This is a genomic window from Limosilactobacillus pulli (assembly GCF_947381555.1).
Taxonomy (GTDB): domain Bacteria; phylum Bacillota; class Bacilli; order Lactobacillales; family Lactobacillaceae; genus Limosilactobacillus; species Limosilactobacillus pulli.
This window is the reverse complement of the sequence record NZ_CANCWQ010000011.1, coordinates 14,258-33,836: the sequence shown is the minus strand read 5'-3', so window position 1 is coordinate 33,836 and position 19,579 is coordinate 14,258. Positions and strand designations below refer to the sequence as shown.

Annotated in this window: 19 protein-coding genes; 3 read left to right on the top strand and 16 right to left on the bottom strand. The window is 46.8% G+C overall.

All coding sequences use genetic code 11. The features are described 5' to 3' along the window. Positions 1–12 precede the first annotated feature (12 nt). The 3 genes from uvrB to QOS03_RS04945 form a co-directional block, all read right to left on the bottom strand. Positions 13–2,052: an excinuclease ABC subunit UvrB gene (gene uvrB / locus QOS03_RS04955; protein WP_283575547.1), complete on the bottom strand. Its 2,040-nt coding sequence runs from the start codon at positions 2,050–2,052 to the stop codon at positions 13–15. Positions 2,053–2,201: 149 nt separating this feature from the next. Then, the gene (locus tag QOS03_RS04950) at positions 2,202–2,897 is read right to left on the bottom strand and encodes an HAD family hydrolase (RefSeq protein ID WP_283575546.1); all 696 of its coding nucleotides are present in this window, start codon (positions 2,895–2,897) and stop codon (positions 2,202–2,204) included. A 49-nt stretch (positions 2,898–2,946) separates the two neighbouring features. Continuing rightward, positions 2,947–3,150, bottom strand: a complete 204-nt coding sequence (locus QOS03_RS04945) for a hypothetical protein (protein ID WP_283575545.1) — start codon at positions 3,148–3,150, stop codon at positions 2,947–2,949. A gap of 131 nt (positions 3,151–3,281) precedes the next feature. On the opposite strand from QOS03_RS04945, the gene QOS03_RS04940 reads away from it, so the two are divergent. Together QOS03_RS04940 and QOS03_RS04935 are read left to right on the top strand one after the other, a co-directional pair. After that, complete coding sequence (locus tag QOS03_RS04940) at positions 3,282–4,073, top strand: hypothetical protein (RefSeq protein WP_283575544.1); 792 nt, start codon at positions 3,282–3,284, stop codon at positions 4,071–4,073. A 14-nt stretch (positions 4,074–4,087) separates the two neighbouring features. Continuing rightward, positions 4,088–4,864, top strand: coding sequence for a hypothetical protein (locus tag QOS03_RS04935; RefSeq protein WP_283575543.1), 777 nt, complete (start codon positions 4,088–4,090; stop codon positions 4,862–4,864). Positions 4,865–4,906: 42 nt separating this feature from the next. On the opposite strand, the gene QOS03_RS04930 is transcribed toward QOS03_RS04935, so the two are convergent. The 3 genes from QOS03_RS04930 to QOS03_RS04920 form a co-directional block, all read right to left on the bottom strand. Then, positions 4,907–5,545 (bottom strand): YfbR-like 5'-deoxynucleotidase, encoded by a 639-nt coding sequence (locus tag QOS03_RS04930; protein ID WP_169461271.1) that lies wholly within the window; start codon positions 5,543–5,545, stop codon positions 4,907–4,909. 71 nt (positions 5,546–5,616) lie between these two features. Beyond that, positions 5,617–7,341, bottom strand: coding sequence for a phospho-sugar mutase (locus QOS03_RS04925; protein WP_283575542.1), 1,725 nt, complete (start codon positions 7,339–7,341; stop codon positions 5,617–5,619). Positions 7,342–7,383: 42 nt separating this feature from the next. Beyond that, on the bottom strand, positions 7,384–8,199 hold the full coding sequence (locus QOS03_RS04920) for an HAD-IIB family hydrolase (protein WP_283575562.1): 816 nt from the start codon (positions 8,197–8,199) through the stop codon (positions 7,384–7,386). A 178-nt stretch (positions 8,200–8,377) separates the two neighbouring features. On the opposite strand from QOS03_RS04920, the gene QOS03_RS04915 reads away from it, so the two are divergent. Then, on the top strand, positions 8,378–9,319 hold the full coding sequence (locus QOS03_RS04915) for an L-lactate dehydrogenase (protein ID WP_283575541.1): 942 nt from the start codon (positions 8,378–8,380) through the stop codon (positions 9,317–9,319). A gap of 50 nt (positions 9,320–9,369) precedes the next feature. Here QOS03_RS04915 and trxB read toward each other — a convergent pair whose 3' ends face one another. The 10 genes from trxB to hpf form a co-directional block, all read right to left on the bottom strand. Continuing rightward, positions 9,370–10,305, bottom strand: a complete 936-nt coding sequence (gene trxB, locus QOS03_RS04910) for a thioredoxin-disulfide reductase (protein WP_283575540.1) — start codon at positions 10,303–10,305, stop codon at positions 9,370–9,372. A gap of 126 nt (positions 10,306–10,431) precedes the next feature. Beyond that, complete coding sequence (galU, locus tag QOS03_RS04905) at positions 10,432–11,337, bottom strand: UTP--glucose-1-phosphate uridylyltransferase GalU (RefSeq protein ID WP_272218335.1); 906 nt, start codon at positions 11,335–11,337, stop codon at positions 10,432–10,434. Positions 11,338–11,406: 69 nt separating this feature from the next. Beyond that, complete coding sequence (locus QOS03_RS04900; protein ID WP_283575539.1) at positions 11,407–12,423, bottom strand: NAD(P)H-dependent glycerol-3-phosphate dehydrogenase; 1,017 nt, start codon at positions 12,421–12,423, stop codon at positions 11,407–11,409. Further along, complete coding sequence (gene lgt / locus QOS03_RS04895; protein ID WP_283575538.1) at positions 12,416–13,249, bottom strand: prolipoprotein diacylglyceryl transferase; 834 nt, start codon at positions 13,247–13,249, stop codon at positions 12,416–12,418. Before lgt ends, QOS03_RS04900 begins: the two co-directional genes overlap by 8 nt. Continuing rightward, the gene (hprK, locus tag QOS03_RS04890) at positions 13,242–14,216 is read right to left on the bottom strand and encodes an HPr(Ser) kinase/phosphatase (protein WP_283575537.1); all 975 of its coding nucleotides are present in this window, start codon (positions 14,214–14,216) and stop codon (positions 13,242–13,244) included. Before hprK ends, lgt begins: the two co-directional genes overlap by 8 nt. A gap of 20 nt (positions 14,217–14,236) precedes the next feature. Further along, on the bottom strand, positions 14,237–14,590 hold the full coding sequence (locus QOS03_RS04885; protein ID WP_283575536.1) for a phage holin family protein: 354 nt from the start codon (positions 14,588–14,590) through the stop codon (positions 14,237–14,239). After that, positions 14,590–14,925, bottom strand: a complete 336-nt coding sequence (locus QOS03_RS04880; protein WP_169461281.1) for a PspC domain-containing protein — start codon at positions 14,923–14,925, stop codon at positions 14,590–14,592. The genes QOS03_RS04885 and QOS03_RS04880 overlap by 1 nt, the downstream gene beginning before the upstream one ends. Positions 14,926–14,984: 59 nt before the next feature. Beyond that, a protein-coding gene (gene prfB, locus QOS03_RS04875; protein ID WP_283575535.1) for a peptide chain release factor 2 occupies positions 14,985–16,101 on the bottom strand; the annotation gives its coding sequence in 2 pieces (ribosomal slippage) (positions 14,985–16,040 and positions 16,042–16,101; 1,116 coding nt in all). Positions 16,102–16,178: 77 nt separating this feature from the next. Continuing rightward, positions 16,179–18,545, bottom strand: coding sequence for a preprotein translocase subunit SecA (gene secA / locus QOS03_RS04870; RefSeq protein ID WP_283575534.1), 2,367 nt, complete (start codon positions 18,543–18,545; stop codon positions 16,179–16,181). A 213-nt stretch (positions 18,546–18,758) separates the two neighbouring features. Further along, the gene (gene hpf / locus QOS03_RS04865) at positions 18,759–19,301 is read right to left on the bottom strand and encodes a ribosome hibernation-promoting factor, HPF/YfiA family (RefSeq protein ID WP_006500424.1); all 543 of its coding nucleotides are present in this window, start codon (positions 19,299–19,301) and stop codon (positions 18,759–18,761) included. Positions 19,302–19,579: the final 278 nt, after the last annotated feature.

Here is a 19,579-nt window from a genome sequence, read left to right as displayed (position 1 = left end):
ATCCCCCTAGTCTCAGTGCTTAGCCTGTTTGGTTTTCTGATGCTTGATTGCGGCATTGAGTTCCATGATCGTATCGCGCAGCGTGGCCGCCTGTTCAAAATCAAGTCGCTTGGCAGCTGAGCGCATCTGCTCGGTCAGCTCAGCCAAAAGATTTGCCTGCTCGTCTTTAGCCAGGGCCTTAAAGTCCTTGACCGTAAATTCAGTATCATGCTCAACCTTACCAGTATCTTCGGCTGGCTTAACGGCACTAATCGCTTCTTGAATCGGCTTGATGATGGTTTTGGGCACGATATGATGGGCCTGATTGTAGGCTTCTTGAATTTCACGCCGCCGCTTGGTCTCATCGATGGCACCCTGCATTGAATCGGTAATCGTATCGGCGTACATGATAACCTGACCGTTAGCATTACGGGCAGCCCGCCCAATGGTTTGAATCAAGGAGCGTTCATTGCGCAGAAAGCCTTCCTTATCCGCATCTAAAATTGCGACCAGCGAAACTTCCGGAATATCCAGACCTTCCCGCAACAGGTTGATTCCGACTAAAACATCAAACTTGCCTAACCGGAGCTCACGAATAATCTGAGTTCGCTCCAATGTCTTAATGTCACTGTGCAGATATTTGACTTTTAAGCCCAGATCCTTTAGATAGTCGGTCAGATCCTCTGACATCTTTTTAGTCAGAGTCGTAATCAAGACGCGCTCGTTCTTTTCGATCCGCTGATTGATCTCACCAACCAGATCATCAATCTGTCCCATAACTGGCCGAACCTCAACCTTAGGATCCAAAAGTCCGGTTGGCCGGATAATCTGTTGAACAACATGATCAGTCTGGGCCAGTTCATAAGGGCCTGGTGTGGCTGACATGTAGATAACCTGATTGATTCGTTCTTCAAACTCGCTTAGTCTCAGTGGCCGGTTGTCTAAAGCACTTGGCAGCCGGAATCCATAATCGATCAGCTGCTGCTTACGAGCGCGGTCACCATTATACATCCCACGTACTTGTGGCATGGTCTGATGTGATTCGTCAACGACCAGCAGAAAATCCTTAGGGAAAAAGTCCAACAGCGTAAATGGTGGCTCGCCGGGCTTTCTGCCATCCATGAAGCGCGAATAGTTTTCAATACCGTTGGTGTAGCCCATCTCGCGCATCATTTCAATATCATAGGTCGTCCGTTGCTGAATCCGTTCCGCTTCCAACGGCTTGCCTTCTTTAGTAAATTTTGCAACCTGCTCTTTCATCTCAGCTTCAATCTGTGGTAAGGCAGTATCCATAATATCGTCACTGGTTAAAAAGTGCGTAGCCGGGAAAATCGAAACCTGTTCACGATCACCGATAATCTCGCCAGTCAAAGCATCGACTTCACGAATTCGATCGATCTCATCGCCAAAAAACTCAACGCGCAGTGCTCGCTGGTCACACGAAGCTGGAAAGATCTCGACAACGTCGCCATGAACGCGAAAACGGCCACGCTGAAAATCAATATCGTTGCGATCAAACTGAATCTCGACCAGGTCTCTAAGCAGCTGGTTACGCTCGATTTCTTGACCAACGTGCAGCGACAAGACATGATCACGATATTCGCGCGGATCACCCAAACCAAAAATACTGGAAACCGAAGCGACAACGATTACGTCATTGCGTTCCAAAAGCGCGCTGGTGGCTGCATGCCTCAATTTATCGATCTCATCATTAATTGAGGCATCCTTTTCAATATAGGTGTCACTGGATGGTACATAGGCTTCCGGCTGATAGTAGTCATAATAGGAAACAAAATACTCAACTGCATTGTTGGGGAAGAACTTTTTCATCTCACCATACAGCTGACCGGCCAGAGTCTTGTTGTGCGACAAAATCAGTGTTGGCTTGTTGTTTTGGGCAATGACGTTTGAGATCGTAAACGTCTTGCCAGTCCCGGTTGCCCCCAGCAGAATCTGGGCATGCTCGCCTTCTTTAAGACCTTGCGTCAACTGAGCAATGGCCTCGGGCTGATCACCGGTTGGCCGGTAGTCAGAAACCAGTTCAAATGGTCGATCAGGCTGACGATAAATCAAAAGAATTCCTCCTTGTTGACGACAGCAGGATTCGCTGATTCTGCCGTCGCATAAAATCGGTACAAGTTTAGCACACGAACGTTTATTCGTCTAACGATTTGCTCCTGCCTTAAAAATAAAAAGCCGCCTGATTTGGCAGCTTAAGCTCTTTAGTTTGATTGGTGCGCAGCTCGTTCCTCCATATCTGGCACAACGCGGGCAATATAGTCTGGCAGCTTCTCTAAGGTTGGCAGCGCCTTATTGTGCTTGTACATCCGTGAGTTGGCCATTCCTTGCCGATTGATCCAAACGTTATGCCAAGACCGATCAGCAGCTGGCTTGATATCTTGCCAATAATCACTGCCGATATGTGCATGAGCCTGTTGGTCAAGGTTGAGCTTTTCGCTGACCAGATCAAATAAGGCTGCCTGTGGCTGGTAATCCTGTACTTGTTCAGCAGTCAAGATGCCATCCAGCCATTCATTCAATTCCTGCAGCTGAGCTTGAGCAATATCATTGTCGGTATTGGCAATCGCATACAGTTTATTATGACGCTTTAATACCGGCAGCGCCTTTAAAGCATCGTTGAATGGATGCAGTTCTTTTTGGGCGGCCAGCAGCTCGTCATAGTGACGACCAAACCAGCCGCGGTCATTAAATTGCACGTCCATCAGCATTAAGGTCTGCTTTAAGATCGTCTTTTGATCCTGGTATGCCTGGCCATACTGTAAGCGAGCCTGGTAGAAGCGGTAAGCCGAAACAACCTGTTCTTCATCCAGTTCTGGCTCTTTGGCAAGTGCTTTTAATGCATCAAAAAATGGCGTTTCATCCAATAGCGTGCCATTAACGGCAAAAGTCAAAATCATTGGCAATTGACCCCTTTTTAAATTATTCTTCACTTAGTATAGCGCATTTTTAATCATCATGACGCTGTTGGGTAGCTAATTTACCCATCAGATAAAACTGCAGTCCCGTAGCTGCCAGATAAATCAGCAGCATGGCCGCCATCCAGCCCATATGATGACCGGCCAGACAAAAGCCGCCGACAAACATGGCAAAATTAGCCAGGCCCGACAGTAGAATCTGACCATCAATTCGACGGCGCGTTGGCTTATCCATTTAAAATCCCCCTTGCAGTAGCGTTGAACTAAATTATAGGCGATCAAGTTCAAAAATGCATTTATTTGTCAAATCAGAAAAAACGTGAAAAAATTAATTATATCTATTCAGTATCGGAAAGGAAGTTGGCCATGTTTGTTACGCCAGCCATGTGCAAAGGATTGGAGCGTGAGTATCTGACCTACCGCTTTAATCGGCATACCAATTATCTAACCGGATTCTTTCGCTCACCACTTTTAAAGCCCGGACAGACCGAGTTTATCTTTCGGCCCACTAAAACAACCATCGCAGCTTATGATCAAGCACGGATGGAACTGAATCAGCGCTCACTGATGATGCAAAAAAAGCGCGGCATTCCGGAGAAATTTCAGCAGCTGGCCTTTTCTCAAAGTTTCAGTCAGGACTTTAACGAAAGCGACTATCGCTATTCAACGGCTCAGGCCACGCGCTGGATGGGAGAGCTGACTGGTCAGCCAATTCATATCTGGCGAGTCAGCGCTCAGTTATTGGATCATGTGGGAACGACATCACTGGATCATGCCTTACTGTGCTTTTTCGGTACTGACCCAATGCATCATGACTATCAGATGTTTACCGCCGGCTTTGCACCTTTATATCATTTAGCCCACTCAATGGAAAATGCCTTTAACTTCTCGGCTGATGATTTGTTTTCAACCAATTATCACCAATTTGATCAATGGGTTTTTACCTTATTTCATGCCTTAGCACTGGAAATGACCGAGCAGCCTGACCTTGGCGAGGCCGCTGCTAGCGACACCTTGTTTTTACAGCCGGATCGCCATTTCGAGCACTGGACGCTGCAAGATGAGTTTCCTACACGCGCGGATTATTGGAATCTGCATGGTCGCGTCATTATGGCCATGTCTTTGAATGCCGATTTGGCCAGTGAGGATCATGATTAGAAAGGATGATGCTGATGATCCCAGATGAGTTGTTTGAACTATTATTGCAGGAGTTTTCCAGCGACCCAGTCCATGACTACATTTTAAAGACATTTTCATCGTCACCATTAAAACCGGGTGAGACGGAATTTTACTATTCACCGCTGGGACTGAACACGTTTACCGTTTTTGATGAGCAGCGCGAGCGCATTGCCGCCCAGAGACTTCATCATGTAATTCCTTCATTTACCGAGGAGTTCATGGCCAATCCCTGGCGCTTTGCCGGCTCGACCAGCCTTGCTGATCAAATGATGACCAGCTATGCCAATTCATTGCGACCCGCTTCTGAACAGACCGTCGTTCAGACTATAGAAGTTATAGCAGCTCTGCTTGACGTCATCGGCACTCAGCAGTCCTGGCAGGCCCTGCAGCTTTATCACGGTCAGTCACATGATAGAAACGACTATTTTCTGCTACAGACCGGCATCGTACCGCTGCTTGCCCTGGCTAGAGATCTGGCCCATGATCATGAGATTTTGGATTACGATGCTGAACTGGCTCATTTTAATAACGTTGCAGACTTTGTCGGTGCTTTAAGCAATATTGCCATGGCACTAGTCCATCGCTGGTTTAGCGAGGTTGTTATTAATTTTTCCATGACCTCAAGAATTCAAGCAGCTTGGCCTTATCTTTTGGTACCCACTCAAAATAGCTGGCATAATGAGCCCTTAACTCAAGATTCATTTAAATCACTGCCGCTTGCAAACGTCAATTCAAGACATGTCCAGCTGCTGTTGCCATTTTCCATATAACAAAAAGATTCTGCATTTCGGCAGAATCTTTTTATTTTAATTTTAACGTTGAATAATCTGCGTGGTAACAACGGCCAATTGCGTCTGACTTTGCGTCCCCGCATTGTCTTTTAAGAGTTCAGGCAGAATTCTTTTTAAGAAATACTTAACGCTGGCCATCTCATGAAACTCCATGATCGATTCTAGACTGGAGCGATAAATATCCATGTAGACCGGCTCTGGATTGCCTTTTTGAATTTCGCCAAACGACTCATACATCAGATCGATCTTATCAGCCACGGATAAAATTCGTCCCTCAATCGTATCATCTTTACCTTCGCTAAAGCGTCGCCGATAGGCCTTACGAAACTCTAGCGGAATTTCGGTTTCAATAAAGTTTTCCGTCAATGAGTCATCAACTTTGGCCAGCATCTCACGCAGCTCTGGCGTGGCATACTTGACCGGCGTCTTGATATCACCGATGAAGCGTTCCGTATAGTCATGATTCAAGGCCTTTTCATAAAGCGAGCGCCAATCAATCTCATTGCCAGCCTGCTCTTCAATATCGCCCAGCATCTGTGCCGCCTGGGTAACCTTAAACGAATGAGCTGCCACGTTATGCTGCTCAAATTTAAAATATCCCGGTGCACGGTTGATCATCTCAAGATCACTCAGACTTTTTAAGTATTCATGCATTCCCATTTGATCACCTGCTTTCTTAAAATAATAATAAAAACGGCTTGTGGTTCCCCGCAAGTCGTTTTTCAGATTGACTAGGCCTCAGCAAATTCCTGCAGTGCCTTTTCAAAGTCAACCAGCTTTTGCTTAGCGCCATTCAAAGTGTCGGCACTCGTACCAATGTAGTACTTAAGTTTTGGTTCTGTACCAGAAGGACGAATAGCAATCCAGGTACCATCAGCCAAAACATAGCGCAGTACGTTTGATTCTGGAATGCCCAGTTCTTCAACCGTACCATCGGCCAGCGTCTTGGTATTGTTGGAGAAGTCTTCGGTAGCTGCAACCTTTTGACCGGCAAAGTCCTTTGGTGCCTCTTCACGGAACTTCTTCATCAAGCCCTTGATCTTAGCGGGTCCCTCAACCCCAGCATAAGTATTGGCAATCGTCTTTTCTTGGAAGTAGCCATACTTTTGGAACAGTTCCTGCAGACCATCGTACAGCGTCATATTGCGGCTCCGGTAATAGGCAGCTACTTCAGCCAGCAGCGTCAGCGTTTGAATGGCATCCTTGTCGCGGACGAATGGCTTGATCAGATAGCCGAAACTTTCTTCAAAACCAAACATAAACGTGTGGTTGTGCTTGGTCTCATATTGGTGAATCTGATCGGCAATCCACTTAAAGCCGGTTAAGACGTTGACCATCTTGACACCATAGTCTTCTGCAATCTTGGTGGCAAACTCAGTCGAAACGATCGATTTAACAGCAGCTGCATTTTCTGGCAGCGTACCAGCCTGTTTGTGGGCTTCCAAAATGTAGTGCAGCATAATTGAGGCAATCTGGTTACCAGTCAAGAGCAGGTATTCACCATCTGGCTGACGAATTGCACATCCCAGACGGTCGGCATCAGGGTCAGTAGCGATTAGAATATCGGCATTAACCTGCTTACCCAGCTTTTCAGAACGAACGAAGGCTTCAGGGAATTCTGGATTTGGATGTTCCAAGCCAGGGAAATCACCATTTGGCTGACCTTCAAATGGTTCGACCTCATAGTTGGTAAAGCCGGCTTGACGCAAGGCCCGTTCGCCAAGCATTCGACCGGTTCCGCACAGCGGCGTGAAGACAAACTTCATTTCCTTACCGTACTTTTTGGCCAGCTCATGGTCGATCGTAACCGTCTTAGCATTTTCAAGGTAAGCGGCGTCCACGTCTTCGCCCATGATGTTTTCAATACCGTTATCCAGCATTTCCTGCTCGTCAGCCAGCTTGATATCAAAAATATCATCAATCTTGCGAATATAGCTGGTCATCAGATCAGATTCCTTAGGTGGCATCTGACCGCCGTCTTCACCGTAGATCTTGTAGCCGTTGTATTCCTTAGGGTTATGGCTGGCCGTAATCATAATACCGGCATAAGTGTGCTTGTAGCGTACGGCAAACGACAGCTCAGGGGTTGGCCGCAGATTATCGTAGATGTAGACCTTAATGTTGTGGGCTCCCAGAACACGGGCAGCGTCGTGTGCAAACAGACGCGAGTTGTGACGGGAATCGTAGCTGATGGCAACCCCGCGCTGTTTGATCTCATCACCCAGCGTGTCCATAAATTGAGCCAGACCTTCCGTAGCCTGCCGAACCGTGTAGACATTCATACGGTTGATCCCAGGACCCATCAATCCTCGCATGCCGGCCGTTCCAAACGAAAGCGGACCATAAAAGGCATCCTCAATTTCTTTTTCGTCCTTCATTGCTGCCAATTGACGCTTCAAGCCAGGTTCCAGATCTTTGCGATCGAGCCAGGTTTGGTAGGTATCTTTCCAACTCACAATGACATCTCCTTAAATTATAATCACCTGTATCACAGTAACTTAAGTATACCGCACTTGGTCCTTGTTTGGTGCAATTCGTTCAATAATTTGGGCTATACCATCTTTTTCGTTGCTTAAAGCGATTATCTCAGCGCTTTCCTTAACGTTTTGACTGGCATTTGCCATGGCAACCGGATGAGCGACGCTTTTAAGCAGCGGCAGATCGTTTTCATCGTCGCCAAATGCCATCAACTGACCATAACTGGCTAGACCATGATTGATCAAATAATGCGCAGCCTGACTCTTATCGGCACTGGCTGCGTTAATCGTCAAATAGCCATCACCGGCTTCATGTACTGCAATCTCAGCTGACTGTAGACTTAGGATTGCTGATTTGACCTTTTTTAAAAGGATGGGATCTTCAATGATCAAAAGCATTTGCAGTGCGTTTTGGATTGGGCGATTATGTACATCATAGATTGGCTTGATGCCAGTATAAAAGATCTCATTGGCTACCCCTTGGTCATAAGTTGAGACATGCCAAGCAAAAGCATCCATCCAGGTAAGATTGAGCTGAGGAAACACCGATTCAATCAATTCTTGCACCTTTTGCGCGGCTGGATCAGGAATCGCATGCTGGTTTAAGATTTCAAATTTATCCTGATTTGGCTGAAAAACAACCGCGCCATTTAAGGCTGTCTGTGGTCCCTTCAGTTGCAGCTGATTGATGACATCCAGCATCTGAGCCGGCATTCTTGCTGAGTCCAGCATCAGTGAAAGACCGCTAGAAACGACGGCATGAATCGTTCTTTGACTCAATCTGCCTTGTTCATTGAGCAGCGTATGGTCCAGATCGCTGATTAGATAATATTGCATGCCCACTGTTAAATCATTTCTCCTTAAAGATGGTATTTTTCTAATCTTAGCACGGTCGACTCGCAAAAAGTTTGCTATTTTCAGCAAACTTTTCATAGACATTTATAAAAAATAGCGTTAATATTAGAAAAACATTAAAAAATAAGTTTTTATTCTAATTTTAAAGGGAGATGTCCGTATGAGTCGAAAAGTTGCTGTTATCGGAATGGGAAACGTTGGTGCCGCAGTCGCTCACTATATTGTTGCTTGTGGCTTTGTTGATGATCTGGTGCTGATTGACAAAAACGAAGCCAAAGTCAAAGCTGACGCATTGGACTTCTACGACGCAATGCCTAATCTGAAGAACCACACCAACATCTTCGTTAATGATTACTCACAATTGGAAGATGCTGATGTCGTAGTTTCAGCACTTGGCAATATCAAGCTGCAGGATAACAAAGATGATGACCGCTTTGCCGAACTGCCATTTACGCGTGTTCAAGTCCGTGAGGTTGCTCAAAAGATTAAGGAATCTGGCTTCCATGGCAAGATGGTCGTAATTACCAACCCAGTTGACGTGATTACTTCAATTTATCAAGAGGTTACTGGTCTGCCAAAGAATCATGTCATCGGTACCGGGACGCTGCTTGACTCCGCGCGGATGAAGCGGGCCGTTGCTCAGCGTCTGCACCTGGATCCTCGTTCCGTTACCGGCTATAACCTTGGCGAACACGGTAACTCACAATTTACGGCTTGGTCAACGGTTCGCGTTTTGGATCAGCCAATTACTGAACTGGCCAAGGATCGCGGCTTGGACTTGGACAGTCTGGACCAAGAAGCACGGGTTGGCGGTTTTACCGTTTTCCGTGGCAAGAAGTACACTAACTACGGGGTCGCAACGGCTGCCGTTCGTCTGGTCAACACGATTCTTTCCGATGCCCACACGGAACTGCCAGTTTCCAACTATCGTGAAGAATACGGCACCTATCTTTCCTACCCTGCCGTTGTTGGTCGCGATGGCATCTTGAAACAGGTTCAACTGGATCTGACTGATGAAGAACTGGAAAAGCTGCAGACCTCTGCCAACTACATCAAGCAAAAGTATGCCGAAAGTCAAGAAGCCGCCAAGGAAGGCAAATAAGCATACCAAGGCAATAAAAAAGGATGGGTTATCACCCATCCTTTTTTGGCTTAAAGACTTCTCAGGTATTGGTAAACCTGTTGACCGGCAATTGCACCATCACCAACTGCTGTTGCTACTTGGCGCAGTGGCGTCTCACGCACATCACCAATGGCAAAGATGCCTGGTACATCGGCAGCCATCAGATCATTGGTCTTAACATATCCCTGCTCATTTAGGATACCCAGATTCTTAAATGGCGCCGTCATTGGCAGGCTGCCAACGTAGATAAAGACACCGTCTGCTTGCAGCTGTTCATCCGCACCGGTTTGCGAATTGTGTACCTTAACGCCGGTAACTTTGTTTTCATCGCCAAGCACTTCGGTAACGTTGGTGTTGAAGACAAACTCCATCTTGTTATTTTGCTTGGCCTGTTCTTGAATCAATGGCTGAGCCCGCAGCTGATCACGACGAACGACAACCGTTACCTTATCAGCCAGCTGAGTCAGATACATTCCTTCCTCAACGGCAGAGTCGCCACCACCAACAACGATAACATGCTTGTTTTTAAAGAAGGCACCATCGCATACCGCGCAGTAGGATACGCCGCGACCACCATATTCTTCTTCACCTGGGACGCCCATATGACGCTGCTGGGTGCCCGTTGCAATTACCAGGGCCTTGGTTTCAAAAACATCGCCCATATCAGTCGTCAGACGCTTTAGATCACCATCAAGCTCAACTTTTTCCACCGTTCCGTAGGCATACTGAGCACCGAACTGGGTTGCTCCTTGGTACATATCCTGGGCCAGTTCAGGTCCTTGGATTGATTTGAAGCCAGGATAGTTTTCGATTGCCGCCGTGTTGTTCAGATTACCGCCATAGATACCGCGATCCAGCATCAACACGGACAAATTGGCCCGTGAGGCATACAAGGCCGCAGTCATGCCGGCAGGCCCAGCACCAACCACGATTACGTCATAACTGGTTTGTTTTTCTTCTGCCATGTTGTTCCTCCGTATAATTTATGATTAATGCCATCTTACTTGGTTTGATTTTATTTGTCCATAACTTTGCTTACTTTTTGTTAGTTAATAAAAATGGGGCGCTGATAACGGCGTCCCATTTTTATGTTATTTCTTGGCTTTGTCCTCAGCAGTCATTTTGGCACCGAGTTCTTTAATGTATTCGCGCAGCTCGTCTTTGACTTCTGGGTGGTTCAGACCATATTCAATGTTGGTTTCGATCCAGCCAAACTTGTTGCCGACGTCGTAGCGGTCGCCTTTGTATTCGTGAGCAAAGACCCGTTGCGTTTTATTCAGCGTGTTGATGGCATCCGTTAATTGGATTTCGTTGCCTTTGCCTGGCTTGGTCTTAGCCAAAACGTCAAAGATCTCTGGCGTAAAGACGTAACGGCCAATGATTGCCAGATCGCTCGGTGCATCTTTTGGATCTGGTTTTTCAACGAAGCTCGTGACGTTGAACAGCCCTGGCTTGACTTCCTGACTTGGATTGATCACACCGTATTTTGAGGTATCCTCATGTGGCACGCGCATAACGGCCAAAGTAGAGGCACCCGTTTCTTGATAGCTGTCGATCAGCTCTTTAGTCAATGGCGTTCCGTTGTTGTTGATGTTGTTTAAGTCGTCACCAAGCATTACAACGAATGGCTCGTCACCAATAAAGTCACGCGCCGTCAAAACGGCATCCCCTAAACCGCGGGGGTGTGACTGACGAATAAAGTAGATATTGATGTCAGTGGTTTCTTGAACCAGCTTGAGCATCTCGTCCTTGTGCTTGTCACGCAGATTGTCTTCCAGCTCTGGATTGGAGTCAAAGTGATCTTCAATCGAGCGCTTGTTTTTGCCATCAACAACGACGATATCTTGAATGCCTGACTTACGGGCTTCTTCAACGATAAATTGAATCGTTGGTTTGTCAACGATTGGCAGCATTTCCTTAGCTAAGGCCTTGGTAGCCGGTAAGAACCGCGTCCCCAGACCAGCTGCAGGAATAATTGCTTTACGAACTTGTTTCATTATCAAAAAATCCTTTCAGCTTCATAGCAGAATAGTTACACGCTTACATTTTACCATACTTATGGCAGATTATTCCATTTCAGATGTGGCCTTTCGACTCATCAGATTGGTAATCGCCGTTTCAATGTCTTCTCCTTCATAAAGAACTCGGTAGAGTGCCTCGGTAATCGGCATTTTGACATTGCGTTTTTGGGCCAGTTCATAGGCTGCCTTGGCCGTGTAGATTCCTTCAATAACCATACCCATGTTGCTGATGACATCCTCTAACTGGCGTCCTTGCCCCAGCTGATAACCGGCTCGCCAGTTACGTGAGTTTTTACTGGTAGCCGTTACGACCAGATCACCAACACCGGAAAGGCCAATAAACGTGAATGGATTAGCACCAAAGGCCACGCCTAAGCGCCGAATCTCAGCCAGTCCCCGCGTAATCAGAGCTGCCCGTGCATTGTCCTTGTAGCCCAGTCCCTGCAGTGCACCGGCACCGATTGCGATAATATTCTTTAAAGCCCCGCCAAATTCAGCACCGATGACGTCATCATTGGTGTAGACTCGGAAAAAGTTGTTGGAGAACAGTTTTTGAACGCGCTCAGCAGCCGTCAGATTGGCACAAGCTGCGGTAACTGCCGTCATATCTTGGATAGCAACGTCTTCGGCATGGCTTGGGCCGGAAAGCACGACAATGTCTTGACGATGGTTTTCATCAATTTCTTCGGCCAGCATTTGAGAAGGACGCTTGTAGGTTTCCTGTTCCAGACCCTTAGTGGCGTGAATCAAAAGTGGCTTTTGGTTTAGCTTAACCAGAATCTGATTCAGGTTACCGGCAACTTCGCGCAAGCCCTTGGTTGGAATGACCATCAAAATATATTCGGCACCCCGCACAGCTTCTTCCATGTCATCAGTCGCCTTTAGACCTGGGGAGTACTTAAAGTCCTTCATGTATTGAGGATTGATGTGCCAGCGATTCATCGTAACCACCTGTTCGGAGTCACGTGACCAAAGCATTACTTCTTGATTGTTGCCAACCAAAAGATTAGCTAAGACACTGCCCCATGATCCGGCACCTAAAACAGCAATTTTGTTACTCATATTTTTCTCCTTTCAACGATGCGGCATACCATGGTAATTGTTTTGAATGACGCCGCGTGATCCAAATTATTAATGCACCAATAAAGAAGACGGCAGATAAGACTTGCGAGATACGCAAGGGGCCGATCATCAGGCTGTCCGTGCGCATTCCTTCAATAAAGAATCTGCCAAATGCATACCACATAACGTAGGTCAAAAAGATTTCACCCTGCTTAAACAAACGTGGGCGATGGCGCAGGCTCACCAATAGCAAAAAGCCTGTCAGATCCCACAATGATTCGTATAGAAAAGTCGGCACGCGATAATGACCGCCAATATACATTTGATTAATGATAAAAGCAGGTAGGTGCTGAGCCTTTAAGGCAACCAGCGTCGTGATTTTCCCAAAGGCTTCTTGGTTGAAAAAGTTTCCCCAGCGTCCCATCGCTTGAGCCATAATCACGGTTGGCGCAATGACGTCAAGCATCGTCCAAGTCGATATTCTTCTCGCCCGGCAAAAAAGCCACAGGGTCAAAAAGCCACCCAGAATCGCGCCATAAATAGCGATCCCACCATCCCACACTGCAATGATCTCACCAGGAAAACGAGAGTAATACGACCACTGAAACGCTACGTAATAAATGCGAGCACAGATTACAGCAATTGGCAGCGCCCATAAAAGATAGTCGTAAAAGTACTCCTCATCGATTCCCTTGCGCTGGCCCTCACGAATCGAAAGCCACAGTGCCAAAACGACACCAGTTGCAATAATGATACCATACCAGTGAACCTTGATTGCCCCCAGGCGAAAGGCAATCGGATCCAAACTCAAGAGTGTATCAGTCATGCTCTTGACCCTGTTTTTGTTCCTTTACCTGCGTGTCGTGAACCGAATTTTGTTGAATCAGCCGGTTTAAGTTGTCATCAAAAGTCTTGGTGGCATCGTATCCCATCGTTTCAGCACGATAGTTCATCGCTGCTGATTCAATAATAATAGCCAAGTTACGACCGGTTTTGACCGGAATCGATACCTTAGGAATGATAACGCCTTGAATCGTCTGCGTGTCACCACGATCGCCAAGCCGGTCAAACCGTGCATCAGGCGTCCATGTTTCCAGGTGGACGATGAAGTTGATGATGTCACTTTCCATAATGGCCCCGGCACCATACAGGTTCATCACATCAATAATCCCGATACCCCGAATTTCCATTAAGTGATCAAGAATTGCCGGTGCTGAGCCAACCAGCGTCTGCTCGTCTCTGGCGTAAACCTCAACACGATCATCGGCAACCAGCCGATGACCACGCCGGACCAGCTCCAGCGCCGTTTCTGATTTACCGACCCCTGAGTCACCGGTAATCAGAACCCCAATCCCGTTGATGTCAACCAAAACCCCGTGCAGTGACTGCCGTTTGGCCAGACAGCCAACCAAATATGAGGTCATGTTGCTTAGAATTCGCGAAGAGGTCAGATGCGTGCCCAAAATTGGAATATGAGCCTCTTCGGCAGCTTTTGACAGTTCTACTGGAATTGGCAGATCCGTTGAGATAACGAAGCATGGCGTCTGTGGCATGCACATCTTGGTCATATATTCCGTTCGGTGCTCTTGAGTCATGTCCTTGGCAAAAGAGGTTTCCGTAATTCCCAAGAGCTGAATTCGCTCAGCTGGATAATGAGTAAAGTAGCCGGCAAATTCCAATGCTGGCCGACAGATGTCACTGGTGACGATTGGCCGCTGCAGATAGTCTTCACCTTGCAGCACTTTGAGTCGGACGTTTTTGACCAACTCTTCAACAGTTACGCTTTCTGGCATTTTTATTCACTTCCTGATAATTAGCTTTCAAAGTGATTGGCAATAATCGTATTGCATACTGACATAATCAAGGCAATCAGCATGGCTGACCACAGCGATGAAAAGTAAAATGCGCTTTTACCAACTACGCTCGAGGTCATAATCAACATCAAGCCATTGATTACAATGCTGAAAAGTCCTAGCGTCAAGACGTTGATTGGCAAGGAGATCAGCATCAAAAAGGGTTTTACCAATGCATTCAAGACTGCTAAAACCAAACTAGCCAACAATGCCACGCCAACGCTGGAGACATAAAACATTCCGGTCTGAGCAAATATGCCCGCTAAGGCGATAAATAAAACGGCATCAATCAAAATGCTCTTAAAAAAGCCCATTAATCTTTCCTTCCTGATTTAACATCATGCTCTTCGACGTTATGCAATACTCGTCGTGATTCTTTTGGCTCCGGTTCGCCTTTTTTGGTATGGCTCAGCCAGTCAAAAAAATTGAAAGGTTGTGGGTCTGCTGGAATGATGATTGCCATCAGCAGATAGATCAAAACCCCTGGGACGATCGAAGTCAAAATCGTCAGCACCGCATAGCCGATTCGCAGCCATTTAGGATCGATCTTAAAATAACGACCCAAGCCGCCAAAAACACCGGCAATATAACGATCGCTTGCTGATCGAGTCAGGCGACGATTTGGTTTATAACGCTGTTCTCTGGTCAAGATTTTCCCTTCCTTTCCTTATCTATCTTACTTTGTTTTCGCTTTCATCACAATCTGCTTTAACGCGGATTTTTCTTGCTGAGCCGCCATTGCAGATAGGCATTGATAAATGGGTCCAAATCGCCATCCATTACGCCCTGCACGTCATGGGTCTCATAGCCGCTGCGATTATCTTTGACCATCGTGTATGGTTGGAAGACATATGAACGAATCTGCGAGCCCCAGCCAATATCCAACTGTACTCCTTCAATCTCAGCACGCTGCTTGGCCTGTTTTTCTTCTTCCAGTTCATAGAGCTTGGATTTCAGCATACTCATCGCCGTCTGACGGTTCTGCAGCTGTGAACGCTCAGCCTGCGAAGCCACCACGATCCCAGTTGGCAAGTGAGTGATTCGGACGGCCGATTCGGTCTTATTGATATGCTGACCACCGGCACCTGATGAACGGAAGGTATCAACGCGCAGATCAGATGGATCGATGTCGATTTGAATACTGTCATCAAGTTCAGGCATGACGTCAACACTGGCAAATGACGTATGACGGCGCTTGGCTGCGTCAAATGGCGAGATTCTAACCAGACGATGAACGCCTTTTTCACTGCGCAGCATGCCATAGGCGTTGCGGCCCTTAATCAATAGACTGACACTCTTGATACCGGCTTCTTCACCAGCTTCATAGTTGGCCGTCTCCACGACAAAGCCATGCCGCTCTGCCCAACGGACATACATGCGCAAAAGCATTGCCCCCCAGTCTTGAGCTTCGGTACCGCCAGCACCAGGATGAATTTCTAAAATTGCGTTTTTGTCATCGTATGGGCCATCCAAAAGCTGCGTCAGTCGATATTCACGCAGTTCTTTTTGCGTGGCCTCATAGTCATGGTCAAACGCTTCTTTAAGCTCATCATCGGGCTCAACGCTTAACAGTTCAATCGTCGTCTGCAGGTTCTCAAGCTGTTCTTTTAGATGCACGTAGGTGTCGCGTTTGGCCTTTAAGTCATTGTTTTCATTGATGACTTTTTGAGCAGTCTCATTATCGTTCCAAAAATCAGGAGCGGTCATTTGATGCTCGTTTTCAGCGATACGCTCATTTAATGCATCCAGGTCAAAGAGACCTCCCGAAGCGTGCAACCTCAGCCTGCATTGCTTCTAAATTCTTTTTGGCTTCACTCAGTTCCAAAGTGACTCTTCCTTTCAATAATCAAAAATACGGCAGCGGTACCGTGCTTGGCGCCTTGCTGCCGTACCTGTTTGGTTTTATCGTTCAACGTTGTGTCTGATTTCCGACTTCATGAAAAGACGCGTTGTTTCATATTCAATATCGGCAATCATCTGTTCAAACATATGGTAGCCGGCCGTCTGATACTCAACCAATGGATTAAGCTGACCATAGCCACGCAGGCCAACTGACTGCCGGAACTGATCCATCACATCGATATGATCGGTCCAGTGAGAGTCCACGACCCGCAGGATAACAACCTTTTCAAACTCAAGCATCTGTGCTGGATCATAAAGCTGGCGCTGCTTGTCTTTATAGACGCCATTGGCCAGACTCATCAAATGTTTGGTAATCTCTTCTTGAGACTTTCCTTCAAGATCCTTGATACTGATCTGCTCTGGCTTGACCAGCGTTTCAACGGCAAAGTCAACAATCTCTTGGAGTTTCCAGTCCTTTTGATCACCCAGCGTGTGCTGATCAACCTCACGTTGAATCGTACGTTCAACCATTGGCATCAAAACCCACTTTAAGGACTTCTCTTCAGTAATAACCTGCTGACGCTCCTTGTAGATGATCTCACGCTGCTCACGCATTACATCGTCATATTGAAGCACGTTTTTACGCGAGTCGTAGTTGTTCCCTTCAACCCGCTTTTGAGCTGATTCAACCTGACGCGTTAAAAAGCGGCTCTTGATGACGGCATCCTCATCTTCAACCTTCATCCGTTCCAAGAAGGCCTTGATGCGATCGCCACCAAAACGACGCATCAGATCATCCTCCAGTGACAGATAGAACTGCGAGATCCCAGGATCACCCTGACGACCAGAACGTCCTCGCAGCTGGTTGTCGATTCGGCGACTTTCATGACGTTCAGTCCCAATTACCGCCAAGCCGCCCAACTCACGCACGCCGGGTCCCAGCTTGATGTCAGTACCACGACCAGCCATGTTGGTAGCAATCGTAACGGCACCAACTTGTCCGGCATTCTTGATGATGTCGGCTTCTTTGGCATGGTTCTTAGCGTTTAAGACAACGTGCGGAATATGCTCTTTGTCCAGCATTTCAGACAGGTATTCTGACGTTTCAACAGCCACCGTACCAACCAAAACAGGCTGGCCCTTTTCGTGTAATGCCTTAATCCGCTTGACGACGGCCTTAAACTTGCTTTCCAAAGTTGGGTAGAGCAGGTCTGGCTCGTCAATCCGAGCTACGGGACGGTTGGTTGGAATCGAGATGGTTTCCATGTTGTAGATCTCACGGAACTCTTCTTGTTCGGTCTTGGCCGTCCCCGTCATCCCGGCAAGTTTTTTGTACATCCGGAACAGGTTTTGGTAGGTGATGTTGGCCATGGTCTTGTTTTCTTCTTGAATCGGCACGTGCTCTTTGGCTTCAATTGCCTGATGCAGACCATCTGAAAAGCGCCGACCCTGCATGATCCGTCCAGTAAATGAATCCACGATCAAGACTTCTTTATCTTTTGAAACCACGTAGTCCTTATCACGCAGCATGATGTAGTTGGCCCGCAATGCTTGATCCAGGTGGTGCGTCAAAGCCGTGTTCTCTGGGTTGTAAAGGTTATCCAGATTAAAGTACTTATCAGCTTTTTTGATTCCTTCATCAGTCAGTGAAACCGTCTTGGATTCCAAATCAATCTTGTAGTCGACGTCTTTTTTCAGTTTCTTGACGAAGCGGTCGGTCTGTTGATAAAGCTTTGACGTTCCCGTACCCGGTCCTGAGATAATCAATGGCGTCCGTGCCTCATCAATCAAGATTGAGTCAACCTCATCGACAATGGCAAAATTCAAGCCACGCTGAACCTGATCTTCTTTGTAGACAGCCATATTGTCACGCAAGTAGTCAAAACCAATCTCGCTGTTGGTTGAATACATAATGTCGCACTGGTAGGCCTTACGCTTTTCGTCAGGATCCATCTCAGAGTTGTTGACCCCAACCGAGCAGCCAAGCCAATTGTACAGCTGTCCCATTTCCGTTGCGTCACGCTTGGAAAGATATTCATTAACGGTAATAACGTGTACGCCTTCACCAGAGATCGCATTAAGGTAGACCGGCATTGTGGCCGTCAGCGTCTTACCTTCACCAGTTTTCATTTCTGCGATGTTACCTTCGTGAAGAACGATGCCCCCCATGATCTGGACGTGGAAGGGATACAGTCCCAAAACCCGCTTGGCTGCCTCACGAGCAACCGCAAAGGCTTCTGGCAGCATATCGTCAAGCGACTCACCTTTTTGGTAGCGTTCTCTAAATTCCGGCGTCTTGGCTTGCAGCTGTTCATCCGTCAGCTTGCTCATTTGATTGGCGTATCTTTCCACCCGATTGGCAATCTTATCAATCCGGCGCAATTCTCGTCGATCGCTTTCAATCCACTTTTTCAGTACGTTCGCCATTAAGCGTCATTTCCTCCATTACAATGATTCTAAAAAGTTAAATCATCAGGTGCGATCTAACCCATTATCATTTTATTTTCATATTTCCCATTTTAACATGGAACCAGCGACATGAACATGAAACTGTTCAACCAGGCCTTATCCAATGAAGAACTCAAAAGCAAATAAAAAAGGAACGGCTAAAAATGCCATTCCTTTTCCTTTGATTACGGACTAGTTGATTTCAATCAGACCGTAGCGACCATCCTTACGACGGTATACGACGCTGGTACCATTGGTTTCAGCATCTTCAAAGACAAAGAAGTCATGTCCCAGCATGTCCATTTGCAAAACTGCCTCTTCTGGGTCCATTGGCTTCAAGGAGATTTGCTTGGTCCGTACGATCTTTAAATCATCACTGACTGGTTCGTCTTCAACATCAGGTACAAAGTCCATGTTCTTGTAGCCCTTTTCACGGGACTTACGGTTAACCTTGGTCTTGTACTTACGGATTTGACGTTCCAGTTTATCGGTAACCAAGTCAATGCTACCGTACATGTCGCTGGAGGTTTCTTCCGCCCGCAGCGTCAGGTATGGAAGTGGAATCGTTACTTCCACCTTGAAAGTCTTGTTAGGGTAGACCTTCAGATTAACGTGCGCGTTTGCTTCAACGTTATCTTCGAAGAACTTTTCCAGCTTGCTGATCCGCTTGATGACGTAGTCGCGAATCGATTCGGTAACTTCGACGTTTTCACCACGAATATTGAATTTTAGCATTGCACTTCTCTGTCGCTCAAAAATGACGAGATTTGATTATTTACCCACTATGCTTACCGTCACAGATTAATCTGAAAAGACGGCACCCAAGACCACTGCCCTTGCCTCAAGCAGCAGTCTACGGTGATAGCCACAACCGCAATTTTTCCAATAAATCAGCTATAAGACTTATTGGGCTGCTATTGCATAGTGCTCGCCAGATCTGCCGACAGAAATTCATCTCCTTCCAGTCCAAGCAAAAAGCTTGTTCTGATTGATATCAGAAGGACCACTCTTCT